The sequence below is a fragment of the Brevundimonas sp. 357 genome, assembly GCF_003938605.1.
Lineage (GTDB): Bacteria > Pseudomonadota > Alphaproteobacteria > Caulobacterales > Caulobacteraceae > Brevundimonas.
In genome coordinates, this window is the sequence record NZ_RHWX01000006.1 from 1 (window position 1) to 21,497 (window position 21,497).

At 67.6% G+C, this 21,497-nt stretch carries 20 protein-coding genes; 9 read left to right on the forward strand and 11 right to left on the reverse strand.

Annotated features, from left to right (window positions below; all coding sequences use genetic code 11):
- The 3 genes from EGK63_RS06605 to EGK63_RS06615 all read left to right on the forward strand — a co-directional run.
- A partial coding sequence (locus tag EGK63_RS06605) for an oxidoreductase C-terminal domain-containing protein (protein WP_305764429.1) occupies positions 1–248 on the forward strand: 248 nt, incomplete at its 5' end.
- Between the two features lie 111 nt (positions 249–359).
- The gene (locus EGK63_RS06610) at positions 360–2,621 is read left to right on the forward strand and encodes a TonB-dependent siderophore receptor (protein ID WP_125900496.1); all 2,262 of its coding nucleotides are present in this window, start codon (positions 360–362) and stop codon (positions 2,619–2,621) included.
- A gap of 83 nt (positions 2,622–2,704) precedes the next feature.
- Positions 2,705–3,382, forward strand: a complete 678-nt coding sequence (locus EGK63_RS06615; protein WP_125900497.1) for a Fe2+-dependent dioxygenase — start codon at positions 2,705–2,707, stop codon at positions 3,380–3,382.
- 13 nt (positions 3,383–3,395) lie between these two features.
- Here EGK63_RS06615 and EGK63_RS06620 read toward each other — a convergent pair whose 3' ends face one another.
- Both EGK63_RS06620 and murC read right to left on the reverse strand, forming a co-directional pair.
- Complete coding sequence (locus EGK63_RS06620) at positions 3,396–4,997, reverse strand: ATP-binding protein (protein WP_125900498.1); 1,602 nt, start codon at positions 4,995–4,997, stop codon at positions 3,396–3,398.
- A gap of 117 nt (positions 4,998–5,114) precedes the next feature.
- Positions 5,115–6,503, reverse strand: a complete 1,389-nt coding sequence (murC, locus tag EGK63_RS06625) for a UDP-N-acetylmuramate--L-alanine ligase (RefSeq protein ID WP_125900499.1) — start codon at positions 6,501–6,503, stop codon at positions 5,115–5,117.
- A gap of 79 nt (positions 6,504–6,582) precedes the next feature.
- Between murC and EGK63_RS06630 the strand changes: the two genes are divergently transcribed.
- The gene (locus EGK63_RS06630; protein ID WP_125900500.1) at positions 6,583–7,422 is read left to right on the forward strand and encodes an LD-carboxypeptidase; all 840 of its coding nucleotides are present in this window, start codon (positions 6,583–6,585) and stop codon (positions 7,420–7,422) included.
- 6 nt (positions 7,423–7,428) lie between these two features.
- Here the strand turns inward: EGK63_RS06630 and EGK63_RS06635 are convergent, their stop codons facing one another.
- Together EGK63_RS06635 and EGK63_RS06640 are read right to left on the reverse strand one after the other, a co-directional pair.
- Complete coding sequence (locus EGK63_RS06635) at positions 7,429–7,920, reverse strand: TIGR02281 family clan AA aspartic protease (protein WP_125900501.1); 492 nt, start codon at positions 7,918–7,920, stop codon at positions 7,429–7,431.
- A 76-nt stretch (positions 7,921–7,996) separates the two neighbouring features.
- A complete protein-coding gene (locus EGK63_RS06640; RefSeq protein ID WP_125900502.1) occupies positions 7,997–8,215 on the reverse strand; it encodes a DUF1289 domain-containing protein in 219 nt (72 codons plus the stop codon).
- 165 nt (positions 8,216–8,380) lie between these two features.
- On the opposite strand from EGK63_RS06640, the gene EGK63_RS16465 reads away from it, so the two are divergent.
- Entirely contained in the window at positions 8,381–8,542 is a 162-nt protein-coding gene (locus EGK63_RS16465) for a hypothetical protein (RefSeq protein WP_162938831.1), read from the forward strand.
- A gap of 284 nt (positions 8,543–8,826) precedes the next feature.
- On the forward strand, positions 8,827–9,624 hold the full coding sequence (locus tag EGK63_RS06645; protein WP_125900503.1) for a crotonase/enoyl-CoA hydratase family protein: 798 nt from the start codon (positions 8,827–8,829) through the stop codon (positions 9,622–9,624).
- Between the two features lie 104 nt (positions 9,625–9,728).
- Here the strand turns inward: EGK63_RS06645 and EGK63_RS06650 are convergent, their stop codons facing one another.
- Genes EGK63_RS06650 through EGK63_RS06660 form a run of 3 tightly spaced genes read right to left on the reverse strand, consistent with a single transcriptional unit; the run spans position 9,729 to position 12,704 of the window.
- Positions 9,729–10,745, reverse strand: a complete 1,017-nt coding sequence (locus EGK63_RS06650) for an HlyD family secretion protein (protein WP_125900504.1) — start codon at positions 10,743–10,745, stop codon at positions 9,729–9,731.
- Between the two features lie 22 nt (positions 10,746–10,767).
- On the reverse strand, positions 10,768–11,535 hold the full coding sequence (locus EGK63_RS06655; RefSeq protein WP_125900505.1) for an ABC transporter ATP-binding protein: 768 nt from the start codon (positions 11,533–11,535) through the stop codon (positions 10,768–10,770).
- Positions 11,532–12,704 carry an ABC transporter permease gene (locus EGK63_RS06660; RefSeq protein ID WP_125900506.1) on the reverse strand — a complete coding sequence of 391 codons (1,173 nt, stop codon included), beginning with the start codon at positions 12,702–12,704 and terminating at the stop codon, positions 11,532–11,534. The genes EGK63_RS06655 and EGK63_RS06660 overlap by 4 nt, the downstream gene beginning before the upstream one ends.
- Positions 12,705–12,899: 195 nt before the next feature.
- On the opposite strand from EGK63_RS06660, the gene EGK63_RS06665 reads away from it, so the two are divergent.
- Positions 12,900–14,993 carry a S46 family peptidase gene (locus EGK63_RS06665; protein ID WP_125900507.1) on the forward strand — a complete coding sequence of 698 codons (2,094 nt, stop codon included), beginning with the start codon at positions 12,900–12,902 and terminating at the stop codon, positions 14,991–14,993.
- 69 nt (positions 14,994–15,062) lie between these two features.
- On the opposite strand, the gene EGK63_RS06670 is transcribed toward EGK63_RS06665, so the two are convergent.
- Entirely contained in the window at positions 15,063–15,377 is a 315-nt protein-coding gene (locus EGK63_RS06670; RefSeq protein WP_125900508.1) for a YdeI/OmpD-associated family protein, read from the reverse strand.
- A 188-nt stretch (positions 15,378–15,565) separates the two neighbouring features.
- On the opposite strand from EGK63_RS06670, the gene EGK63_RS06675 reads away from it, so the two are divergent.
- Both EGK63_RS06675 and EGK63_RS06680 read left to right on the forward strand, forming a co-directional pair.
- Positions 15,566–17,662, forward strand: a complete 2,097-nt coding sequence (locus tag EGK63_RS06675; protein ID WP_125900509.1) for a S46 family peptidase — start codon at positions 15,566–15,568, stop codon at positions 17,660–17,662.
- Positions 17,659–18,186, forward strand: coding sequence for a GNAT family N-acetyltransferase (locus EGK63_RS06680; RefSeq protein ID WP_125900510.1), 528 nt, complete (start codon positions 17,659–17,661; stop codon positions 18,184–18,186). Before EGK63_RS06675 ends, EGK63_RS06680 begins: the two co-directional genes overlap by 4 nt.
- Before the next feature lie 29 nt (positions 18,187–18,215).
- Here the strand turns inward: EGK63_RS06680 and pgsA are convergent, their stop codons facing one another.
- The 3 genes from pgsA to uvrC form a co-directional block, all read right to left on the reverse strand.
- Positions 18,216–18,842, reverse strand: a complete 627-nt coding sequence (gene pgsA, locus EGK63_RS06685; protein ID WP_003166118.1) for a CDP-diacylglycerol--glycerol-3-phosphate 3-phosphatidyltransferase — start codon at positions 18,840–18,842, stop codon at positions 18,216–18,218.
- A 77-nt stretch (positions 18,843–18,919) separates the two neighbouring features.
- Positions 18,920–19,534 (reverse strand): carbonic anhydrase, encoded by a 615-nt coding sequence (locus EGK63_RS06690; RefSeq protein ID WP_087138988.1) that lies wholly within the window; start codon positions 19,532–19,534, stop codon positions 18,920–18,922.
- Between the two features lie 54 nt (positions 19,535–19,588).
- Entirely contained in the window at positions 19,589–21,487 is a 1,899-nt protein-coding gene (gene uvrC, locus EGK63_RS06695) for an excinuclease ABC subunit UvrC (protein ID WP_125900511.1), read from the reverse strand.
- Between the last annotated feature and the right edge of the window lie 10 nt (positions 21,488–21,497).

Consider the following 21,497-nt stretch of genomic DNA (forward strand, 5'->3'; position numbering starts at 1 on the left):
AGATCGCCGGGGTGCCTTTCGACGCCGACCGCCAGCTGGTGCGCGGCGATCCGGCCGGCGGCGCCTTCTCCGTCTTCTTCTCCGTCTTCCATCTGAGCGGCGACAGGATCGTGGCGGTGGAGGCGGTCAACGCCCCCGCCGACTTCATGGGCGGGCGTTTGCTGATCGGGAAGGCGGCAGCGGTGGACGACGCCCTGCTGGCCGACCCGACAGTGTCGATCAAGGCGGTCGCCAAGCCCCAGGTGTGACCTGCGTGTGACACCTGTTTCGCAAGTGCGATTTAATCGCAGGAGTCAGATTGTCGCACCCTGAAATGGTGCTAATGCGAGCCGGTCTCATTCATTGACCGGTTCCTCCCCATGTCCGACACTCGCTCCGCCGCCCTCAAGGCGCTCCTGTTCGCGTCCAGCGCCGCCGGCATGCTGTGCGCCGCGCCCGCGATCGCGGCGGCTGACCAGGCCGCGCCCGCCGATGGGGTGATCAGCCAGGACGCCACCAACCTGGGCACGGTGGACGTGCACGGCCATCGCGTGAAACGCGAGCCGAAGGAGCCGCAGTTCGTCACGCCTCTGGTCGATACGCCGCGCACCGTGACGGTGATCCCGCAGCAGATCATCGAACAGACGGCCGCCACCTCCTTGCAGGACATCCTGCGCACCTCGCCGGGCATCACCTTCGGCGCGGGCGAGGGCGGGCAGCCCCTGGCCGACCGGCCCTTCATCCGCGGTCAGGCCTCGGGCAACAACATCTTCGTCGACGGCATCCGCGACACCGGCGGCCAGCAGCGCGAGGTCTTCAACCTGGAGCAGGTCGAGGTCATCAAGGGCGCCGATTCCGTTTACTCGGGCCGGGGGTCGGGCGGCGGCAGCATCAATCTGGGCTCCAAGTCGCCGCGTCTGACCAACTTCGTCCACGGCTCGGCCGGCGTCGGCACGGACGACTATCTGCGCGGCACGGTGGACGCCAACTGGCAGGTCGGGCCGACCGCCGCCATGCGCCTGAACGTCATGGCTTCGCAGGGCGACGTGCCGGGTCGCAACGGCGTCGATTTCGACAAGTGGGGCGTCGGGGCTGCGGTCGCCGTGGGTCTGGGCACGCCGACGACGCTGACGGCCAGCTACTACCATCTCGACAGCAATCAGACGCCCGACTACGGCGTCCCGCTCTACACCAAGCTGGGTGGGGCGAACGCGCCGCGTCCGGACGCCTCGGGCATCCTGGACGTGCCCTATGACAGCTTCTACGGCCTGAAGGCGCGCGACTATCTGAACAATACGGTCGACAGCCTGACGCTGGAGGTCGAGCATCGCTTCAGCGACACCCTGGCCCTGCGCAACGTCACCCGCTACTCGCAGACGCTGAACGACTATGTCGTCACCAACCCCGGCGACGGCGGCGCGGCCCAGCAGATCAACGGCGTCTGGTGGATGAAGCGGGGCCTGAAGTCGCGCTGGAACCCGGCCGAGACCCTGGCCAACGTCACCGACCTGCACGGCTCCTTCCTGACCGGTTCGATCAAGCATGACTTCGACGTCGGTCTGGAGCTGTCGCGCGAGAAGAACCGCAACGCCTCCTATACGGTCACGACCCTGACCGGCGCGGCCTGCCCGGCGCCGCTGACGGGGCTGGACTGCACCCAGGTCTATGCGCCGAACCCGAACGACCCGTGGACGGGCACGATCACGCGCGGTCTAGTCAGCACGACCGACACGGATTCCGTGGGGGTCTACGCCTTCGACGCCATTCACCTCAGCGACAAGCTGATCGTGAACCTGGGCCTGCGCTGGGACGACTACTCGGTCGACGCGGTCAACGCCTCGGGCACGGTTTCGGCGCCGGTCTACAAGCCGGTCAGCAGCGGCTGGGACTTCGTCAACTATCAGGTCGGCCTGGTTTACAAGCCGACGGCGAACAGCAGCATCTACGCCTCCTATTCCACGGCCTCGACGCCGCCCACCATTTCAGCCGGGGATCAGAACGGCGGCACGGGGACGGGATCGGGCGATCTGGCCAATGTCGTGCTGGACCCGGAAGAGACCGAAAACTTCGAGATCGGCGCCAAGGCCAATCTGTTCGGCGACCGCCTGGCGCTCAGCGGCGCCCTGTTCCACCTGACGCGCAAGAACGCGGCCATCCTGATCTCCGGCTCCGACTATGAGCAGGTCGGCGAAGCTAAGGTCCAGGGCCTGGAACTGGGCGTGTCGGGCAACGTCACCGACAAGTGGCAGGTCTTCGGCGGCTACACTTGGATGGATTCCGAACTGGTCAACGGCGCGGTCAACAAGGGCGCGCAACTGGCCAATACGCCAGAGCACAGCGCCAGTCTGTTCACCACCTACCGCGTCCTGCCGAAGCTGAGCCTGGGCGGCGGCGTCTATTACGTCTCCAAGTCCTGGGGCGGAAACCAGGGCGGGGCCGGCGGCGGCGCCAACCGCGTCTATGCGCCGGAATACACCCGCGTCGACCTGTTCGCCTCCTACGACATCAGCGACCGCGCCTCGGTGCAGCTGAACGTCCAGAACGCCGGGGATGAGGAGTACATCATCCGCACCAACGGCGTGCACCACGCCGATGTGGCCCCGGCGCGCCAGGCGATCCTGACGCTGAACGTCCGCTACTAAGAGGCCGCGTTTCGCGCCATCATGTCGGCCCCGTCGTTCGTTCGAGCGGCGGGGCCGATGCGTTTCCAGACGGTGAGAGAGCCATGCTGCTGCATATCCCCGAAGTCTTCACCAAGGCCGAGGTGAAAGCCCTGCGCCAGACGCTGGAAGCCGGGCCCTGGGCCGACGGCAACATGACCTCGGGCCATCAGTCGGCGACGGCCAAGCGCAATCAGCAACTGCCCGAGGACAGCGCCCAGGCGCGCGAGGTGTCGGCGCTGGTGGTCCAGGCCCTGAACGCCAATCCGATGTTCGTCTCGGCCGCCTTGCCGCACACGATCTTTCCGCCCCTGTTCAATCGCTATGAGGGCGGCGGCGAGTTCGGCACCCACGTCGACAACGCCATCCGCCAACGCGACGGCCATCGCATCCGCAGCGACCTGTCGGCCACCCTCTTCCTGTCCGAACCCGAGGACTATGACGGCGGCGAACTGATCATCGAGGAGATGTACGGCGCCCAGTCGGTCAAGCTGCCGGCGGGCGATCTGGTCCTCTATCCGTCCAAGAGCCTGCACCGGGTGACGCCCGTGACGCGCGGCGCGCGCGTCTCCAGCTTCATGTGGCTGCAGAGCCTGATCCGCGACGACGCCGACCGCGAGAATCTGTTCCGCCTCGACGTGGCGATCCAGCGGGTGAATCTGGACAAGGGGCCGAAGGATGCGGCCGTGATCGAACTGACCGGCGTCTATCACAACCTCCTGCGGCGCTGGTCCGAGGTGTGACGCCTCGGCGCGCTCAGGCCGCCTGCGCCGCCTCGCTGCGCGACAGGACTAGGCGGACGGCGTTCAGCAGGGCCTCGGGCTGGATCGGTTTCTGGGCCACGCCGTCCATGCCCGCCGCCAGATAGTTCGCCTCGTCGCGCGGATCGGCGTTGGCGGTCAGGGCCAGAATGGGCAGGGTTGCGACCGGGCCAGGCAGGGCGCGGATCGCCCGCGTCGCCGCCACCCCGTCCATCACCGGCATCTTCACATCCATCAGGATCAGGTCGAACGGCGCAGCAGCCGCGCGCTCCACCGCTTGCCGGCCGTTCTCGGCCGTTTCATGGGTGCAGCCGAACAACTCCAGCACCTTGCCCGCCACGAAGCGGTTGGCGGCGTTGTCGTCCACCACCAGCACATGCAGGGTCGCGTGGGCGGTTGGGTCGGCGACGGCGCCGTCTTCGCGCCGTCCGTCGGCCTCGGCCAGCGGCAGGCGCAGGTCGAAGCGGAAGCGGGCCCCGCCCAGGGGCGAGCGCTCGACGCTCAGACGCCCCTCCATGCGGTCGATGATCTGGCGACAGATGGCCAGGCCCAGCCCCGCGCCGGCGCCCTGGCGGCCCGCCTCGCCGGTGTTGAACGGCTCGAAGATGGCGCGCGCGGCGTCTTCGCTGACGCCGGGGCCGCTGTCGTCGACCGTGGCCGACAGACACACCTGTCCGTCCTCCAGCGCCGTGTTCACGCGCACCTCGACGGCGCCGCCTTCCGTGAACTTCAGGGCGTTGCCGATCAGATTGTTGAGCAGCTGCTTCAGCCGCATTTCGTCGCCGAGGATCCAGCGCGCGGCGCGCAGATCGCCGTGGACGCGCAGGTCCAGCGCCTTCTCTTCGGCGCGGGGGCTCCACAGGGCCGACAGGTCCGCCGTCACCGTCTGCAGGTCCAGCGGGGCGGGCTCCAGCGTCAGCATCCCGGCTTCGGCGCGGGACATGTCCAGCGCATCGGTCAGCAGGCGCAGCAGGCTGTTTCCGGAGTCCAGTATGGTGCGGACATGGGGGCGCAGATCCTCCTGCGTCAGTTGGCGCTCCATCAGGGCGGCCACCCCCAGCACGCCGTTCAGGGGCGTGCGGATCTCATGGCTCATGACGGCCAGGAATTCGGATTTGGCCCGGCTGGAGGCGCGGGCCTCGGCCTCGGCGCGGACCAGGTTCTGGGCCAGCTCGGCCATGGCCTCGGCGCGGCGCTTGTGAATCTCCACCCCGGCCTGAAGCACGTGCAGCCCGGCGCCGACCCCGACATAGCGGCCGCGTGAGACGACGATGAACCCTTTCAGCAAGGCGCCCAGCCCCGCCGTGTCCATCGAGGCGAACAGGACGTCGGCGGAGGCGTCGGCCTCGACGATCATGGGCGCCGGGTCCATCAGCGCAGAGACCGGGCGCCGGGCGTAGAGGGCGCGGCCGAACTCGGCGGCCAGCTTCAGGGTGAAGGCGTTGCGCTCGATCAGGCCGGCGGGCCGCCCGTCGGCGTCGGCCACGGCGATGACCAGGGTCTCGGGCTCGGCCTCGAAACGGGCCAGGGCGTCGGCCCCCGGCGCGTCCGGCGCCATGGGCGCCGAGGCGTCCATGAAGTCTCCGATCCTGGCCATTTCCAGCCGTCTCCTGCATCTTGCGAGAGCAGGGTTAGGCCAGGGCGCTTAACAGGCGATTTGCCGGAAGTGAATGTTTTGCAAGGTTAATCTGACAGATGATCCGAGAGCGGATGATCAGAGGCGCGCCAGCAGTTCGGCCGCGAAGGTCGACAGGCTGTCGTCGCGCGCGCCCATGACCACGATCCGGTCGCCGGGCTGGGCGATCTCGACGATGCGGTCGCCGCAGTCGGCGCGCGTCGCCAGCGCCTGCGCCTGACGACCCGCCGCGCGGACGCCCGCCGCGATGTCCTCGCTGCCGACGCTGCGGTCGGTGGTGCCGCCGTAATAGACCGGCTCGGGCATCAGCAGCACGTCGTCACGGCGCATCAGACCGGCAAAGCCTTCGATGAACTCGCGCTGCATCAGCTTCAGCGGGCCGAAGCCGTGCGGCTGGAACAGGATCAGCAACCGCCCGTCGAAGGCGTGCAGGGTCTTCAGGGTGGCGGCGATCTTGTCCGGGTTGTGGGCGAAGTCGTCGATGACGGTGACGCCGTTTCGCGCGCCCACCACTTCCAGCCGCCGCCGGATGCCGCTGAAGGTCTCCAGCGCCGCGACCGCCTGATCCATGCCGACGCCCAGCGCCTTGACCGCGCCCAGCGCCGCCAAAGCGTTGGCGACATTGTGCGCGCCCGGCACGTTCAGCCGCGCGGCCCGCGCCGCTTCGCCGCGCGCGCGCAGTTCGAACGTCATTCCGGTGGGCAGCGGGTGCAGGTCGTGCGCCGACAGATCGGCCTCTTCCTCGCCCAGGGCGAAGGTGATCGCCTTGCTTGTCTCAAGCGTTTGCGCCAGCGCCGCCGTCTCGGGGTTGTCGAGGTTCAGCACCGCCGTCGTCGCCCGACCGACGAAGCCGCCGAACAGATCGCGCAACTCCTCCATCGACTTGTGGTCCAGCGAGATGTTGGAGACGACCGCCACCGTCGGGTCATAGCGGGCGATGGAGCCGTCGCTCTCGTCCACTTCAGCGACGAACAGATCAGGGCCGCCGATCAGGGCGCTGGCGAACGGGTGGTCTGCGTCGGCGAAGTTCTTCATCACGGCGCCGTTGACCACGGTCGGCGCGCGGCCCGCCTGATCCAGGATCCAGGCGACCATGCCGGTGATGGTGGATTTGCCGCTGGTGCCCGCCACGCCGATCGAAGTCGGAGCCGCGTTGAACAGTTCGCTCAGCAACTGAGGCCGGGTCTTGATGAGTGCGCCGACGCGCTTGGCCGCGCCGATGTCGGGCACCGTGTCCTCGACGGCGCCGGTGGCGACGACGATCTGATCCGCGCTGACCACGCCCGATCCGTCCTGCGGGTGCAGAGTCACGCCGTGGGCGCGCAGCCAGTCGAACTTGTCCGGCGTGCGGCCCTGATCCAGGGCGCGATCGGAGCCCGCGATGCGGTTGCCTTGCGCCTGAACGATCATCGCCAGGGGCAGCATGCCGGAGCCGCCGACGCCGCAGAAGAAATAGTCTTTGTTCATCGGCTTGATTTCAGGGCTGGAAACCGGGGAATGTCCGGCGGCCTGACTAGCACGTGAGGCGCCCGAGGCCACCCCGTCCATGCAGACCAGACCGTTCCGAATCGGCGTCGTCAACGCCAGCTCCCGCCTGGACCCCGCGCGGGGCGAGGCGATCCGGGCCTGGGCGGCGGCGACCTGGCCGAACGGCGAGGTCGAACTGGTGCTGCATCCGGCCCTGTTCGAGGCGCACGGCCATTTCGGCGGCGACGACGCCACCCGCGCCCGCGCCTTCGTAGAGACCGCCAACGACCCCGATATCGACGCCGTCTGGTTCGCGCGCGGCGGTTACGGCGCCTGCCGCATCGCCGAGGCGGTGATCCCCGAGTTGACCGCCCCCGCCTACGCCAAGCGTTACCTCGGCTATTCCGACGCGGGCAGCCTGCTGGCGGCGCTGTATCGCGCGGGCTTCCCCCATGTCGCGCACGGGCCGATGGCTTCGGACGGATCGCGCCATGACGCCACGGGCCTGCGGGCGGTGAACTGGCTGCGGAGCGGCGACGCGGCGTCGCTGGAGCCGTCCCTGCTGACCGATCCTCGGCCCGCGGTCGGCTTCAACCTGACCATCCTCAATGAACTGGTCGGCACGGCGATCGAGCCGGACCTGACCGGCCACGTCCTGATGCTGGAAGAGGTGTCCGAGGCCCTCTATCGCGTCGATCGGATGATGTTCCACCTGACCGGTCAGGCATCGATCCGCCGGGTCGCGGGCATCCGTCTGGGCCGGGTGTCGGACGTGACGGCGAATGATCCCGACTTCGGCCTGACGGCGGAGGAGATCGTGCGCTACTGGTGCGTGCGCTCCGGCATTCCCTATCTGGGCGACGCCGACATCGGCCATGACCGGGACAACAAGGTCGTGCCCTTCGGTCGGCGCGGCTGAGCGCGTTCAGCCCCTCAGGATCAGGCCGTCGGGTCGCGCCTCGAAGGCCGACAGGCGGCCGAGGAAGCTCATGCCCAGCAGGGCCGCAGGCATGTCGCGATCGACGACCAGGGCCTCGACCGAGGTCATCTCGACCCCCGCCACCGAGAGGGAGGTCAGCAGCACCCGCGCGGCGGGCACCTGGCCCGAGGCGGTGTTCAGCGTCTGGTTGAAGTCGTGCGGTTTCAGCCGCACGCCCAGCCGTTCGGCGTCGGCGCGGCTCAGCGTCACCACGCTGGCGCCGGTGTCGACCAGCATCCGCATCGGGCGCCCCTCGACGGTCGCGTCGGCCCAATAGTGGCCGTCGGCGGCGCGCGTCACCGACGGCGCCTCGTTCATGGCCACGGCGGCGTAGGCCTGGGCCGGGCCTTCCCACCACATCAGGGCGCCGGCGCACGCCGAGGCCGACGCCAGGGCGGCGGCGAAAACGACGGCGGAGCGCGGGTCAAAGCGGATCATGAAGCGGACTATGCCGCCTTGGTCTTCCCATGCGGTGAAGCGACGTGGCGAACGAAAGGTTGACGACCCAGGGTCTTCATTCGCCCAGCAGGCGAGGATCGATCCGCCCCTTGCGGCCCGGCAGGTCGGTCATGACGGCGGCGCGGGCCTCGTCCGTCATCCGGCTCCAGGTCGCGATCTCCTGAAGCGTGCGGAAACAGCCCAGGCACAGGCCCGAGGCGCCGTCGACGGTGCAGACCATGACGCATGGGCTGGCGACGGGGCGCGGCGGGCGAGGGACGGGGGCTTCGGTCATGATTCGTGACGCTATCGCTACAATGAGTCCGAGAACGGACTATAATTCTTGACTTTTTCCACAGCTTCGCTATCTTCATCATCGACGCGAAACGACTGACAGGGTGAGAGTCCCAGTAAGCACGACGTGTCTTCTTTCATCGTTCAGCGAAAGGAGACGCCAAAAATGAACGAAAACAAAGAGCGCAATCTCCAGCACGCCATGCTGTCCTTCGCCCTATTCGGCGGGATGCTGGTGAACACGAAGCAGATGAACGGCGCAGGCGACCGCGTGGTCAGCCATCCGTCCAACTTCGTGCCCATAACGATCAAACGGCCGCGCGCGTAGTCGCGAGACTGGATGATCCAGCAAGAAGCCCCGGTCAGAACGACCGGGGTTTTTCAATTCCGCCCTTGCCGTCGCGCTGCGCCCTGACACTCTCACGCGCCTTGTTCATCCCATCCGTCATCCTCGGGCTTGTCCCGAGGATCCAGACGCTCCGCCGAAAACAATTCTGAGCGATCAGCTTAACCCAGGCTCACGTCGAATGTCTGGATCCTCGCCACAGGGGCGAGGATGACGCAGGTTTAAGCGACGTCGCCATTAAACAGTTCATCAAGAGGAAGCCCGCCATGAGTCTGATCGTCCAACAGCGCAAAGGCGCGGTCATGGTCTGGACCCTGGATCGGCCCGACCGTCTGAACGCCCTGCCGGACCTTGAGGACGGCGAGGCCTTCGCCGCCGCCTGCGACGCCGTCAACGCCGACCCTTCGATCCGCTGCGTGGTGATGACGGGGGCCGGGCGCGCCTTTTCGGCGGGCGGCGACCTGAAGGCGATGAAGGACCGCCGCGATCTGTTCGAGGGCTCGGGCGCCGCCATCCGCGAACGCTATCGCCGTGTCGTCCATCGCATCGTGCGCGCCCTCTACGGCCTGGAGGTTCCGCTGGTCAGCGCCGTCAACGGCCCGGCCATGGGGCTGGGCTGCGATATCGCCGGGCTGGGCGACATCCGCATCGCCTCGGACCGCGCCAGCTTCGGCGTGCCCTTCATGAAGCTGGGCATCATCCCCGGCGACGGCGGCTCGTGGCTGCTGCCCCGGAACATCGGCTACAACCGCGCCGCCGAACTGTTGTTCACCGCCCGCTCGATCGACGCCGCCACGGCCGAGCAATGGGGTCTGGTCAATCGCGTGGTCCCGCATGAGACCCTGATGGACCAGGCGATGGAGACGGCCGGTCAGATCGCCGCCCAGCCGCCCCAGGCCCTGCGCATGGCCAAGACCCTGTTATGCCAGGGCCGCGACATGAATTTCGACCAGATGCTGGAGCTGTCCGCCGCCATGCAGGCCCTGGCTCACCTGACCGACGACCACATCGAGGGCGTGACGGCGGTGCTGGAAAAGCGGAGTGGCGAGTTTACAGGGCGCTGAATCCCCGTTCACCCGAGCGGACGCCGGGATGAGCGAGAGAGTAGGCGGAAACAAAAAAAGGGGCCTCTTGCGAGGCCCCTTTCCTTATGCGGCGTGCGCCGGTCTTAGGTGCGCGCCGGCGTCTTCATGGCGCGGGCAGCGGGCACGCCGGTCGAGGCGGTCTCGCGCTTGGCGCCGGCCGTTTCGCCCGGCTTCATGAACTTCACCAGGACGCGCTGACCGATCAGCAGCGGAGCTTCGTCGACGGCGACCACCACCTCGACCACGCGCTCGTCGGTGCGTTGCGAAGGATCGTCCGAAGCCAGCTTGCGGGCGCCGAAGACGGCGGCGCGGCGCAGCACCTTGCCGACATAGACCTTGGACGGGTCGCCTTCGGGGGTGATCTCGACGGCCTGATCGACGGCGACGTTGGGGATGTCGGCCTCGACGATCTCGGCGCGGGCGATGCGCGGGGCGGCCGGCTCCAGGTCGAACATGTTCGACACGTTCAGGGTCGAGGCGCCGGCGCCGGGGTTGGCGTAGCGACGTACGATGCGGCCGTCGGCGGGGGCGCGGATGACCGTCATCTCGACGTTGTAGGCGGCTTCGTCGCGACGGGCGCGGGCGCTCTGCACCGCCGACTGCTGCGAACCGAGGCGGGCCTGGGCCTGGGCGATGGCGTCGCGGGCCTGGTCCAGACGCTGGGCGGCGACGAAGTTGGTGGCGACCAGCTTCTGCAGGCGGTCATACTCGCGCTGGGCCGTGGCGATGTCGACGTTGATCAGGCGCAGCTGGCTTTCGGCTTCGCCCAGGGTGGCCGAGGCGGTCTGCAGCGCCAGGCGCGGCTCGTCGTCTTCCTGACGGGCCAGGATCTGACCGGCCTTCACCAGGTCGCCTTCCTGCACCAGAACCTCGCGCACCACGCCGCCGCGGCGGGCTGCGATCTGGATGATGCCGCCCTCAATGTCGATCTTGCCGTTAGCGATGGCGGAGTAGGGGCTTTCGACCTTCTTCTCGGCGGCCTGCGCCAGCTCGGCCTTCTTCGCGGCGCCGGCCTTCTGCATCATGCTGAAGCCGACGATCAGCACGATCAGCAGCGCCAGGCCGATCCAGAGCCATTTGTTTTTCAGAAATGCGGGCATGTGAGTCCTCAGAGGATCGGGGTCAGTGCGAGGCCAGGACGGCTTCGGGATTGGGGGTGCGGCGCTGATCGTCGGTAATCACGCCGTCTTCGATGTGGATGACCCGGTCGGCCCAGGCTTCCAGGCGCGGGTCGTGGGTCACGCAGATGACGGCGGCGCCGTGCTCGGTCGCCGCTCGTCGCAGCAGGCGGATCACGATCTGGCCGTTCTCGCCGTCCAGAGCCGAGGTCGGTTCGTCGGCGAACAGGATCTGCGGATCCTTGGCCAGGGCGCGGGCGATGGCGACGCGCTGCTTCTCGCCGCCGGACAGGGCCGCCGGGCGCTGATGCAGGCGATGGCCGAGGCCGACCTCCTCCAGCGCCAGGGTCGCGCGCTTCCTGGCCCTATCCGGCGACAGGCCCTGATATTTGAGCACCGTCGTCACCTGCTGCAGGGCGGTCAGCGCCGGAAACAGGTTGAAGCCCTGGAAGATGAAGCCGCAGTGATCCAGGCGGAATTTGTCGATCCGACCGGCCGACAGCTTCCACAGGTCGTCCACGTCCAGGGCGTCGACGCGCCCTTCCTCGGGCCGCAGCAGACCGGACAGGGCGGCGATCAGCGTCGACTTGCCCGAACCCGACGGCCCCATGACCATGGTCAGGTCGCCGTGGCGGGCGTCGAAATTCACGCCCTTCAGCACCTCGACGAAGGAGCGGCCGGACTTGAACCGCTTGGTCAGTCCCTTGGCCTCCAGGGCGAACTCGCCGTGCTTGCCGTGGACCTTGGTGTGTCCGAGTGACAGGTCGTTCATCGCAGCAGGTCCGCAGGTTGGCTCTTCTTGAGGATGCCCATCGACAGGAACCCTGACAGCATGGAGATGCCGATCAGGCCGCCGCCGACCACGAGCAGCAGGCTCGGGGGCATGGAGATGATGACGGCGTTGGACAGGGCGAACAGCGACAGCAGCCAGGTCAACAGGATGGCCGCGCCGACCCCGACCATGCCGACCCAGAAACTCAGCTCCATGACGATGCGGCGCAGGGAGCCCATGCCGACGCCCAGGGCGCGCAGGGAGGCGAACTCCTTGATGTTGGCCATGATGGCGCCGCGCAGGGTCTGCCAGGTGATGGCCACGCCGATGATGATCCCCAGCACGACGCAGCCGCCGATGATGATGACCAGTATGCCTTCCTCGAACATGGCGCCGGCGTTGGCGTCGGCCAGTTGCTGACGGGTCCAGGCCTTCCACTGGCCGTTGCCCATGGCGTTCAGCTGGGCCACCACATGCTCGGCGCGGGCCGGATCCTTGACCTTGATCATCAGCGGGCCGACGCGCGGGCCTTCGAAGGCCTGGCCCAGCATCCGCAGGCTGTCGCGCGACATGACGATGGTCGGCTGCATCATGTTGGGATAGCCGCGCAGCACCCCGACCACCGTCACGGTCTGGCCGTTGAACAGGGCCTTGTCGCCCAGCTTGACGCCCAGCGGCGTCAGCGCCGTCTCGTCCACCGCCACGGTGAAGGGCTGACGCAGGGCCTCGACCAGTTCCTCGGAATAGTCGCGCGGGATGGTGACCGAGCCGGGCGCCGTGTCGATGATGTTGACCAGGACGCTCTTCTGCTTGGGCGCGCCCTGCTTGGCGCGGTCCGCCGCCGACATCGTCGGGTCGACATCCTTGATGTTCTGGAAATTGCCGCCCGACATGTCGAGCGTCTTCACCTCGACCACCTCGGGATGGTTGTAGGCCAGGGGCACGAAGCGGCGCGGCATGCCCATCGGGCCGCTGAACAGCGCCTTGGCGCCCGGCTGCATGATGAAGATGTCGGCGCTCGAGCGCTCGATGGCGGCGGTGAAGCCCTTGCCGATGCCGATGAAAACCCCGGTCATGGCCAGCACGAGCAGACCCGAAAGGGCCAGCGCCATGACGGCGGCCATATAGCGGCGCCACTCGAAGAGCAGCGTGGATAGCGCGAGCGACATGACGCGTTCTTATTCCCCTGACTTGCGCTGTTATCTGACCGCGCGCTGGTCCGGGGCCAAGTTAAATCGGGGTAAGGCTTCGGCTTCCCCCGGACGGCTTGCGGGATTAAGGGGGCTTGAGGCGCGTCCTTCGACGGCGCTAGTTATAAGATAACAATTGCGGGGCGTTGGGCCCTGCGCTCCGGGAGAGCCTGAATGTCGCTTCGCCGCACCGTTTCCTTCACCGCCTCGCTGGCCGCCCTTGGCGTGGCCGCCGTGGTGGTCAACGCTCCCGCGTCGGCCGCGCGCGCTGACGAGGGCATGTGGACCTTTGACAACTTCCCCATCCAGACGGTGAACGACAAATACGGCACGCGCATCGACCAGTCGTGGCTGGATCGCGTGCGCAATGCGGCTGTGCGCCTGCAGGGCTGCTCGGCCTCGTTCGTGTCGGGCGAAGGCCTGATCCTGACCAACCACCACTGCGTCATCTCCTGCGTCCAGGATCTGTCCACGGCCCAGAACGACTACGTTAAGAACGGCTGGATGCCGGCCACGCGCGAGGAAGAGAAGACCTGCCCCGGCCAGACGGCGGAAGTCCTGACCGACATCACTGACGTCACCGAGCGCGTCCTGGGCGCCGGCTCGGGCCTGGAAGGCGCGGCCTTCGTCGCCGCCCGCTCGGCCGAGATCGACGCGATCCAGAAGGAAGCGTGCGGCGACGACCGCAAGCTGACCTGCCAGGTCATCAGCTTCTATCGCGGCGGCAAATACGCCCTCTACAAGTTCCGCAAGTATGAGGACGTGCGTCTGGCTTTCGCGCCGGAGTTCCAGGCGGCCTTCTTCGGCGGCGACCCGGACAACTTCAACTTCCCGCGCTACGCCCTCGATGCCGCCTTCCTGCGCGCCTATGAGGACGGCAAGCCGGTCGCCTCGCCGAACCATCTGAAGTGGAACCCCAACGCCCCGGTCGACGGCGAAGTCACGTTTGTGGCGGGCAACCCTGGCTCGACCTCGCGTCTTCTGACCATCAGCCAGTTGGAGCGTCTGCGCGACCAGCAGATCCCGATCACCCTGATCCAGAGCGCCGAACTGCGCGGCCGTCTGGTCGAATATTCGACGACCGGCGAGGAAGAGAAGCGCGTCGCGCTGGACCCCATCTTCGGCCTGGAGAACAGCTTCAAGGTTTATTACGGCCAGCAGGGCGCCCTGACGGACCCGACCTTCATGGGCAAGAAGCGCCAGGAAGAGGCTGAACTGCGTCAGCGCGTCGCCGCCGACCCGGCCGTGGCCGAACGCATCGGCGACCCGTGGGGCGATCTGGAGAAGGTGCAGGTCACGGCTCGCGACCTCTATCTGCCCTATCGCCAGCTTGAGGCGAATGCGGGCGGCGGCTCGACCCTTTATTCTTACGCTCGCGCCATCGTCCGCGCCTCCAAGGAACGCGCCAAGCCGGTCGCCGAACGCCGCGCCGGATACGCCGACAGCGACATCGCCGCTCTGGGCCGCCGTCTGGCCTCAGAGGCGCCGATCCCGGTCGGCGTCGAGGAGATCCAGCTGTCGCACTGGATGCTGAAGACCCGCGAATATCTGACGGTCGACAGCGCTGACGTGAAGACCATGCTGGGCGCCGAAAGCCCGGAAGTCATCGCCGCTCGTCTGGTGCAGAGCCGCCTGATCGACCCGGCCTATCGCGCGCAGGCCCTGGCCATGACGCCGGAGCAGCTGGCCGCCTCGGGCGACCCGATGATCGCCTTCGTCCTGGCCAACGACAATGCGGCGCAAGCGATCCGCACCCAGTGGGACGCCGGCGTCAACGCTCCGACCGCCCGCGCCGCCGAAAAGGTCGCCCAGGCCCGCTTCGCCGTCTATGGCGACAATCTCTACCCCGACGCGACCTTCTCCTTGCGCCTGTCCTACGGTCAGGTGAAGGGCTGGACCTATCGCGGCGTGACCGTGCCGTCCTTCACCCACATGGGCGGCCTGTACGAGCGCGCCACCGGCGCCGAGCCTTTCAACGCCTCCGAGCGTTTCGTCGCGGCGCAGGACCGGATCAACAAGAACGTCGTCTACGACTTCGTCTCGACCAACGACATCATCGGCGGCAACTCGGGCTCGCCGGTGATCAACGCCAAGGGTGAAGTGATCGGCGCCGCCTTCGACGGCAACATCCACTCCCTGGGCGGCTCGTTCGGCTACGACGGCGAGCTGAACCGCACGGTGTCGGTCTCGACCGCCGCCGTCACCGAGGCCCTGCGCACCGTCTACAACCAGCCGCGCCTGCTGCGTGAACTGGGCGTGCGTCGCTAAGCCTGTCGGATTCAGGTCCGGGATTTGAGGGGCGTCTTCGGGCGCCCCTTTTTCTTGACCTGCTTAGGACTACTGCGGCTTGCCCCGGCTTTTCTCGACGAGCACCGCCTGCTGCCAGCGACTGGGCGCCTTGTCGGTGCGGTGGATGCATCCCGCCCAGCAGCAGGGCCGCCGCTTGCCTTCGCGCAGTTCCTCGACCGCACGCTCGATCCGCTTCTGGCGGGTGGCGTCCTGTTTGGCGTCTTCGACCCAGCAGATGAACTCATTGCGGCCCAGCGGGGTCAGGCCTCGCCACAGGGCCAGGATGTCGGCGTCGGAGGACAGCCGCGCCTGCATGTCTTTTCCGGCGACGTGCACCACGCCTTGGGGGAAGTCGTCAGACATGGCGTCAATCCCGTCCCGTTTCGTTATTCGCCGAATCTAGACCCGCGAACGCGCGCTGTGAATGCGCTCGTCAGGGGTTGCGGTTTCACTCCAGGTTCTGTTCAGACTGACCGCAAGACGGCTCTGGTTTCCAGAAGCTGCAACCTGGGCCTCGACGAGGGTCGAGGCGGCGACGCCGAGGATATTTCATGCGCCCTGCTCACACCCTTTCGCTTTTCGCCTCGGCCGCTGTCCTGGCCTTCGCCGCCGCGTCTTCGGCCAAGGCGGAGGAGGGCATGTGGACCTATGACAACTTCCCCATCGCTCGCGCCAATCAGACGCTGGGCACGAGCATCGACCAGGCCTGGCTGGACCGCGTTCGCCAGTCGTCGGTGAAGTTCGGCGGTTGCTCGGCGGGCGTCATCTCGGCCGAGGGGCTGGTGATGACCAACAACCACTGCGTCGCCACCTGCGTCGCCAACCTGTCCACGCCGCAACTGCAATACGCTGAGACCGGCTTCACCCCGAAGAGCCGCGAGGAAGAGCTGAAATGCCCCGGCGGCTCGGCCGAGATCCTGACCGACATCACCGACGTCACCGCGCGTGTCCAGAAGGCCGGCGAGGGCCTGGACGGCCAGGCCTATACTCAGGCGCGTGAGGCCGAGGCCGGCCGTATCGAGACCGAAGCCTGCGGCTCTGATCCCAAAATCCGCTGCCAGGTCGTCAGCCTGTATCGCGGCGGTCAGTTCAAGCTCTACAAGTTCCGCAAATACTCCGACGTGCGACTGGCCTGGGCGCCGGAAGACCGCGCCGCGACCTTCGGCGGCGACCTGGACAACTTCTCCTTCCCGCGCTTCGCCATCGATGCGGCCTTCATCCGCCTGTACGAAGACGGCAAGCCCGCCGCGACGCCGACCCATTTCACCTGGAACCCGAACAAGCCGACCGAGGGCGAACCCGTCTTCGTCACCGGCAACCCCGGCTCGACCCAGCGCCTGCTGACCCAGGCCCAGCTGATGACCATTCGCGACGTGGTGCTGCCGCTGGATCAGCTGATCGCGTCGGAGCTGCGCGGCCGTCTGATCCGCTATTCGGAAGAGGGCGAGGAACAGGCCTTCATCGCCATGGATCCCATCGTCGGCGTGGAGAACACCTACAAGCGCGGACGCGGGCGCATGGCCGCCCTGATCGACCCGGCCTTCATGGACCAGTTGGCCGGTCAGGAGACCGTCTTCCATCGCCGCGTCGCCGAGAATGAAGCCCTGTCGGCTGAGGTCGGCGATCCCTGGGCCGCCCTGGCCGAGGTGCAACCGATCGCGCGCGAGCTCTATGCCCCGATGGCCCTGCTGGAAGGCGGCACGGGCATGGGCACGACCTCGGTCGCGGGCGGCTCGCCGCTGTTCAGCTGGGCGCGGGCCATCGTGCGCGGGGCGCAGGAGCGCGCCAAGCCGTCGGACCAGCGTCTGCCCGAGTTCGCCGACAGCCGTTTGCCGGGCGTGCAGTCTAGCCTGTTCGCCGAGCGCCCGACCTATCCGGAGTTGGAGCAGATCCGTCTGGAGTGGTGGCTGTCCAAGACCCGCGAATGGCTGACCGTCGACAGCCCCTACGCCCGCACCCTGCTGGGCAAGGAAAGCCCCGAAGTTCTGTCGGCGCGCCTGATCGAAGGCACCAGGCTGGCCGACCCCGCCGTGCGCCGCGCCCTGTGGGAAGGCGGCCTGCCCGCCGTTCAGGCCTCGACCGATCCGCTGATCCAGTATGTCCTGGCCATCGACGCCGACGCCCGCGCCGTCCGCACTGAGTGGGACAACAAGGTCAAGGCGCCGACCGACCGCGCCTCCGCGCAACTGGCCGCCGCCCGCTTCGCCGTCTTCGGCGACGCGGTTTATCCGGACGCCACCGGCACCCTGCGCCTGACCTACGGCCGGGTCGAGGGCACGGACGTTCCGGGCCAGCGGATCGGCGCCTTCACCACTTTTGCGGGCCTGTGGGATCGCGCCACGGGCGCTGAACCGTTCAACGTCGCGCCCAAGCTGCTGGCGGCCAAGGACCGCATCGACCCCAACGCGGTGATGAATATGGCCGTCTCATCCGACACCATCGGCGGCTCGTCGGGTTCGCCCGCCGTCAACGCCAAGGGCGAGATCATCGGCGCCAATTTCGACTCCACCGTCCTGACCCAGCGCAACGCCTACGGCTATGATCGCAACGTCAACCGCAGCGTCATCGTCACCACCCAGGCCGTGACCACGGCCCTGCGCGACGTCTACAGCATGGATCACCTGATCCGGGAGCTGGGCGTCCAGTGAGCGAAGCGACCTTCCGCCCTGCGGCACCGGACGATGTTCCGGCGCTGCACCGCCTGATCGAGAGCGCCTATCGCGGCGACAGCGCCAAGGCGGGCTGGACCCATGAAGCCGACCTTCTGGATGGCCAGCGCACGGATGAGGCGGAGCTGCGCGATATCCTGACCGATGCGTCGCGGGTGATTCTGCTGGCCGAAGTCGAGGGTGTTCTGACCGGCTGCGTCCAGGTGGCCGATCAGGGGCAGGGGCTGTCCTATCTGGGTCTGCTGACCGTCGATCCGGGGCGTCAGGCAGGCGGTCTGGGCCGTTTGCTGATCGACGCCGCCGAGGCCGAGGCCGCCGCCCGCTTCGCCGCCACGCGGATGGAGATGACGGTCATCCGTCAGCGCGCCGAGCTGATCGCCTGGTACGAGCGGCGCGGCTATGGCCTGACCGGCGAGACGCGGCCCTTCCCGGTGGATGACGAGCGTTTCGGCCTGCCGCGCACACGCGAGCTGGAGTTCGTGGTGCTCGAAAAGACGCTCTGACGTCCTTCTCCCACGAGGAGAGAAGGAGACTACAGATCCCGCATCTGCTTTTGCGCTGCGCTGAAATACTGCCAGCCGGTCCACAGGGTGACGATGGCGGCCAGCCAGATCAGGGCGTCCGAGAACAGCTGGAAGGCTGGCAGATAGTCGAACGGCAGACCCCAGCCGTCCCAGTTGCGAGCGAACAGCTGGCAGCCCAGCGCCACCATCTGCAACGTCGTCTTCCACTTGGCGGCCAGGGTGACAGGCAGGTTGATGCGCCCCGCCATGGTCTCGCGCAAGGCCGAGACCGCGAACTCGCGGAACAGGATCAGGCCGCACGGAATGATGATCTGCTGCACCGAACCCGAGGTCAGCACGCCCAATACGGCGCCTGTCACAAGAATCTTGTCAGCGATCGGGTCCAGGATGGCGCCCCAGCGCGTCGTGGCGTTCCAGCGACGGGCCAGATAGCCGTCGATCCAGTCCGTCGAGGCGGCGATGACGAAGATCCAGAAGCCCGTCCGGTACATGGCGAACTGGTCGTCGGGGCTCAGCCAGGCCGAGACGAAGGGGAAGCCGCTGGTCGCGCCCGCCAGCAGCAGGAACATGACGATCCCCGCCGCAAGGCGCAGGCTGGTCAGGATGTTGGGGATGGCTTTGTAGGCAGGGGCCATGACGTCTTCCGTTGCAACACGCCGGGTGTGCCACGGTTCGCGGCCAGAGGCGAGGGCGCCGCGCCGGACCGAACGCCTCAGTCCAGCCGCTCGAACCGTCCCGGTCCCGTCAGCTTGGACAGGATGCCCAGCGCGATGCCGAAATGCAGGCCGCTGAGCTTCAGTTCGCCCGCCGCCTCCTTCTCCGCGATCCAGGGGAAGGTGCGCAGATTGTCCAACGACAGGCGCACCACGGCTTCTTCGGCGGCGCACTCGACCTGTTCGGCGGGCAGGGCCTCGACCGCGCGGCGCACGCTGGGGGCGGCCTGCTCGACCCACGGGGCGACGAAGTCCTGACAGTTGGCCGGGGCGCCGTTCAGCATGGCGTTCACCCCGCCGCAGGAAGCGTGGCCCATGACGACGACGTGTTTGACCTTCAGCACATTGACGCCGAACTCCAGCGCCGCCGAGACGCCGTGCAGCTTGCCGTCGGGCTGATAGGGAGGGACCAGATTGGCGACGTTGCGCACCACGAACAGTTCGCCCGGCGCCGTGTCGAAGATCAGCGCCGGGTCGGCGCGGCTGTCGGAACAGGCCACGACCAGGGTGTGCGGCTTCTGACCGTTGGCGGCCAGGGCTTCGTATTCGGCGCGTTCGGACGGCCACCGGTTCTGGCGGAAGCGGTGATAGCCCTTGGTCAATTCGTTGGTCATGAAGCGTTTCCTAGACCCGCGACGGTTGGTCGCTCAACCCGAAATCGGCGTCCCTCACGACTTGTGAAAGAAGCCGTGGATGCGTTCGGCCAGCGCCTGGCTGACGCCGTCCACCTTGACCAGATCGGCGACCGAGGCGCGGCCGACCCCCTTGGCCGAGCCGAAGGCGTGCAGCAGGGCCTTCTTGCGCCCCGGCCCGACGCCCTCGATTTCGTCCAGCGGGTTCTTCTTGATGTCCATGGAGCGGCGCTTGGCGTGGGCGCCGTTGGCGAAGCGGTGCGCCTCGTCCCGCAGCCGCTGGATATAGTAGAGGGCCGGGCTCTTCAGCGGCAGCATGAAGGGCGGCTTGCCGGGCATGAAGAAATGCTCCTTGCCCGCGTCGCGGTCCGGCCCCTTGGCCACGCCGACCACGGCGATGTCGTCGACGCCCAGATCGGCCATGACGGCCAGCACCTCGGCCAGCTGGCCCGCCCCGCCGTCGACCAGCAGCAGGTCGGGGCGCTCGACCGCCTCGCCCGCTTCCTCGTCCTTGACCATCTTGCCGAAGCGGCGGCGCATGACCTCGCGCATCATGCCGTAGTCGTCGCCGGGCGTCAGATCTTCGCCCCGGATGTTGAACTTGCGGTACTGGTTCTTGCGGAAGCCCTCCGGCCCTGCGACGACCATGCCGCCGACGGCGTTGGTCCCCTGAATATGGGCGTTGTCATAGACCTCGATCCGCTCGGGCGGGGCGTCCAGGCCGAAGGCCTCGCACACCTCGTCCAGAATCTTCGACTGGGCCGAGTTCTCGGCCAGCTTGCGGCCCAGCGCCTCGCGGGCGTTGGTCAGGGCGTGGTCGACCAGACTGGCCTTGCCGCCGCGTTGGGGGCGGGCGATTTCGACCTTGTGTTCGGCCTTCATGCTGAAGGCTTCTTCCAGCAGTTCCAGCTCATGCGGGCGGACGTTGGACAGGATCAGGCGCGGGACCGGCTTGTCCTCATAGAACTGCCCCAGAAAGGCGGCGAGGATTTCCGGGTCGCTGTCGCTCTTGTCCACGCGCGGGAAATAGGCGCGGCCGCCCCAGTTCTGGCCCGCGCGATAGAAGAAGACCTGAACGCAGGCCTGACCGCCCTCGGCGTGCAGGGCGAAGACGTCGGCCTCGGCCACGCCTTCGGCGTTGACGCTGTTCTCCATGGCGATGGCCGACAGGGCGCGGATACGGTCGCGCACCCGGGCGGCGGTTTCGAAGTCGAGGTCGTCGGAGGCCGCCTGCATTTCGGCGGACAGACGGCCGATGACGGCGCGCGACTTGCCGCGCAGGAACTGCTCCGCCTCCGTGACCAGATCGCCGTAATCCTCCAGCGAGATCAGGCCGGTGCAGGGCGCCGAGCAGCGCTTGATCTGGTGCAGCATGCAGGGGCGGGTGCGGGTCTCGTAAACGCTGTCCGAACAGGACCGCAGCAGGAAGGCCTTCTGAAGCGTGTTCAGCGTGTGGTTGACCGCCCAGGTCGAGGCGAAGGGACCGAAGTAGTCGCCGGGAATCGTATGGGCGCCGCGGTGCTTGCGGACCTGGGGCGCGCGGTGGTCGCGGCGGATCATCAGTTCGGCGAAGGACTTGTCGTCGCGCAGCAGGACGTTGAAGCGCGGCTTCAGCTTCTTGATGAAGTTGGATTCGAGCAGCAGGGCCTCGGTCTCGGACGCCGTGACCACCAGCTCCATCGAACGGGTCAGCGACACCATCAGGCCGATGCGCTGGGTGTGGAACCGGCCTTGCGCATATTGAACCACCCGCTTCTTCAGCGACTTGGCCTTGCCGACATAGAGGCAGGCGCCGTCCTCGCCATACATCCGATAGACGCCGGGCTTGTCAGGCGCGCGCCGGGCTTCGTCCGCGATCAGTTCGGCGGCCTGAAGCGGAAGGGCGTTCGCCTGCGAGTCGGGCGTCTCCGGGATGTCGGGTGTCGGGTCGGTCATCAGGCGGGAT

Coding starts and splice junctions, on each gene's coding strand:
- EGK63_RS06650 (WP_125900504.1), bottom strand. CDS start 10,745: ATGCCCGCATTTCTGAAAAACAAATGGCTCTGGATCGGCCTGGCGCTG.
- EGK63_RS06620 (WP_125900498.1), bottom strand. CDS start 4,997: ATGGCCAGGATCGGAGACTTCATGGACGCCTCGGCGCCCATGGCGCCG.
- EGK63_RS06670 (WP_125900508.1), bottom strand. CDS start 15,377: ATGTCTGACGACTTCCCCCAAGGCGTGGTGCACGTCGCCGGAAAAGAC.
- uvrC (WP_125900511.1), bottom strand. CDS start 21,487: ATGACCGACCCGACACCCGACATCCCGGAGACGCCCGACTCGCAGGCG.
- EGK63_RS06645 (WP_125900503.1), top strand. CDS start 8,827: ATGAGTCTGATCGTCCAACAGCGCAAAGGCGCGGTCATGGTCTGGACC.
- EGK63_RS16465 (WP_162938831.1), top strand. CDS start 8,381: ATGAACGAAAACAAAGAGCGCAATCTCCAGCACGCCATGCTGTCCTTC.
- EGK63_RS06610 (WP_125900496.1), top strand. CDS start 360: ATGTCCGACACTCGCTCCGCCGCCCTCAAGGCGCTCCTGTTCGCGTCC.
- murC (WP_125900499.1), bottom strand. CDS start 6,503: ATGAACAAAGACTATTTCTTCTGCGGCGTCGGCGGCTCCGGCATGCTG.
- EGK63_RS06635 (WP_125900501.1), bottom strand. CDS start 7,920: ATGATCCGCTTTGACCCGCGCTCCGCCGTCGTTTTCGCCGCCGCCCTG.
- pgsA (WP_003166118.1), bottom strand. CDS start 18,842: ATGGCCCCTGCCTACAAAGCCATCCCCAACATCCTGACCAGCCTGCGC.
- EGK63_RS06675 (WP_125900509.1), top strand. CDS start 15,566: ATGCGCCCTGCTCACACCCTTTCGCTTTTCGCCTCGGCCGCTGTCCTG.
- EGK63_RS06665 (WP_125900507.1), top strand. CDS start 12,900: ATGTCGCTTCGCCGCACCGTTTCCTTCACCGCCTCGCTGGCCGCCCTT.
- EGK63_RS06655 (WP_125900505.1), bottom strand. CDS start 11,535: ATGAACGACCTGTCACTCGGACACACCAAGGTCCACGGCAAGCACGGC.
- EGK63_RS06640 (WP_125900502.1), bottom strand. CDS start 8,215: ATGACCGAAGCCCCCGTCCCTCGCCCGCCGCGCCCCGTCGCCAGCCCA.
- EGK63_RS06660 (WP_125900506.1), bottom strand. CDS start 12,704: ATGTCGCTCGCGCTATCCACGCTGCTCTTCGAGTGGCGCCGCTATATG.
- EGK63_RS06630 (WP_125900500.1), top strand. CDS start 6,583: ATGCAGACCAGACCGTTCCGAATCGGCGTCGTCAACGCCAGCTCCCGC.
- EGK63_RS06615 (WP_125900497.1), top strand. CDS start 2,705: ATGCTGCTGCATATCCCCGAAGTCTTCACCAAGGCCGAGGTGAAAGCC.
- EGK63_RS06690 (WP_087138988.1), bottom strand. CDS start 19,534: ATGACCAACGAATTGACCAAGGGCTATCACCGCTTCCGCCAGAACCGG.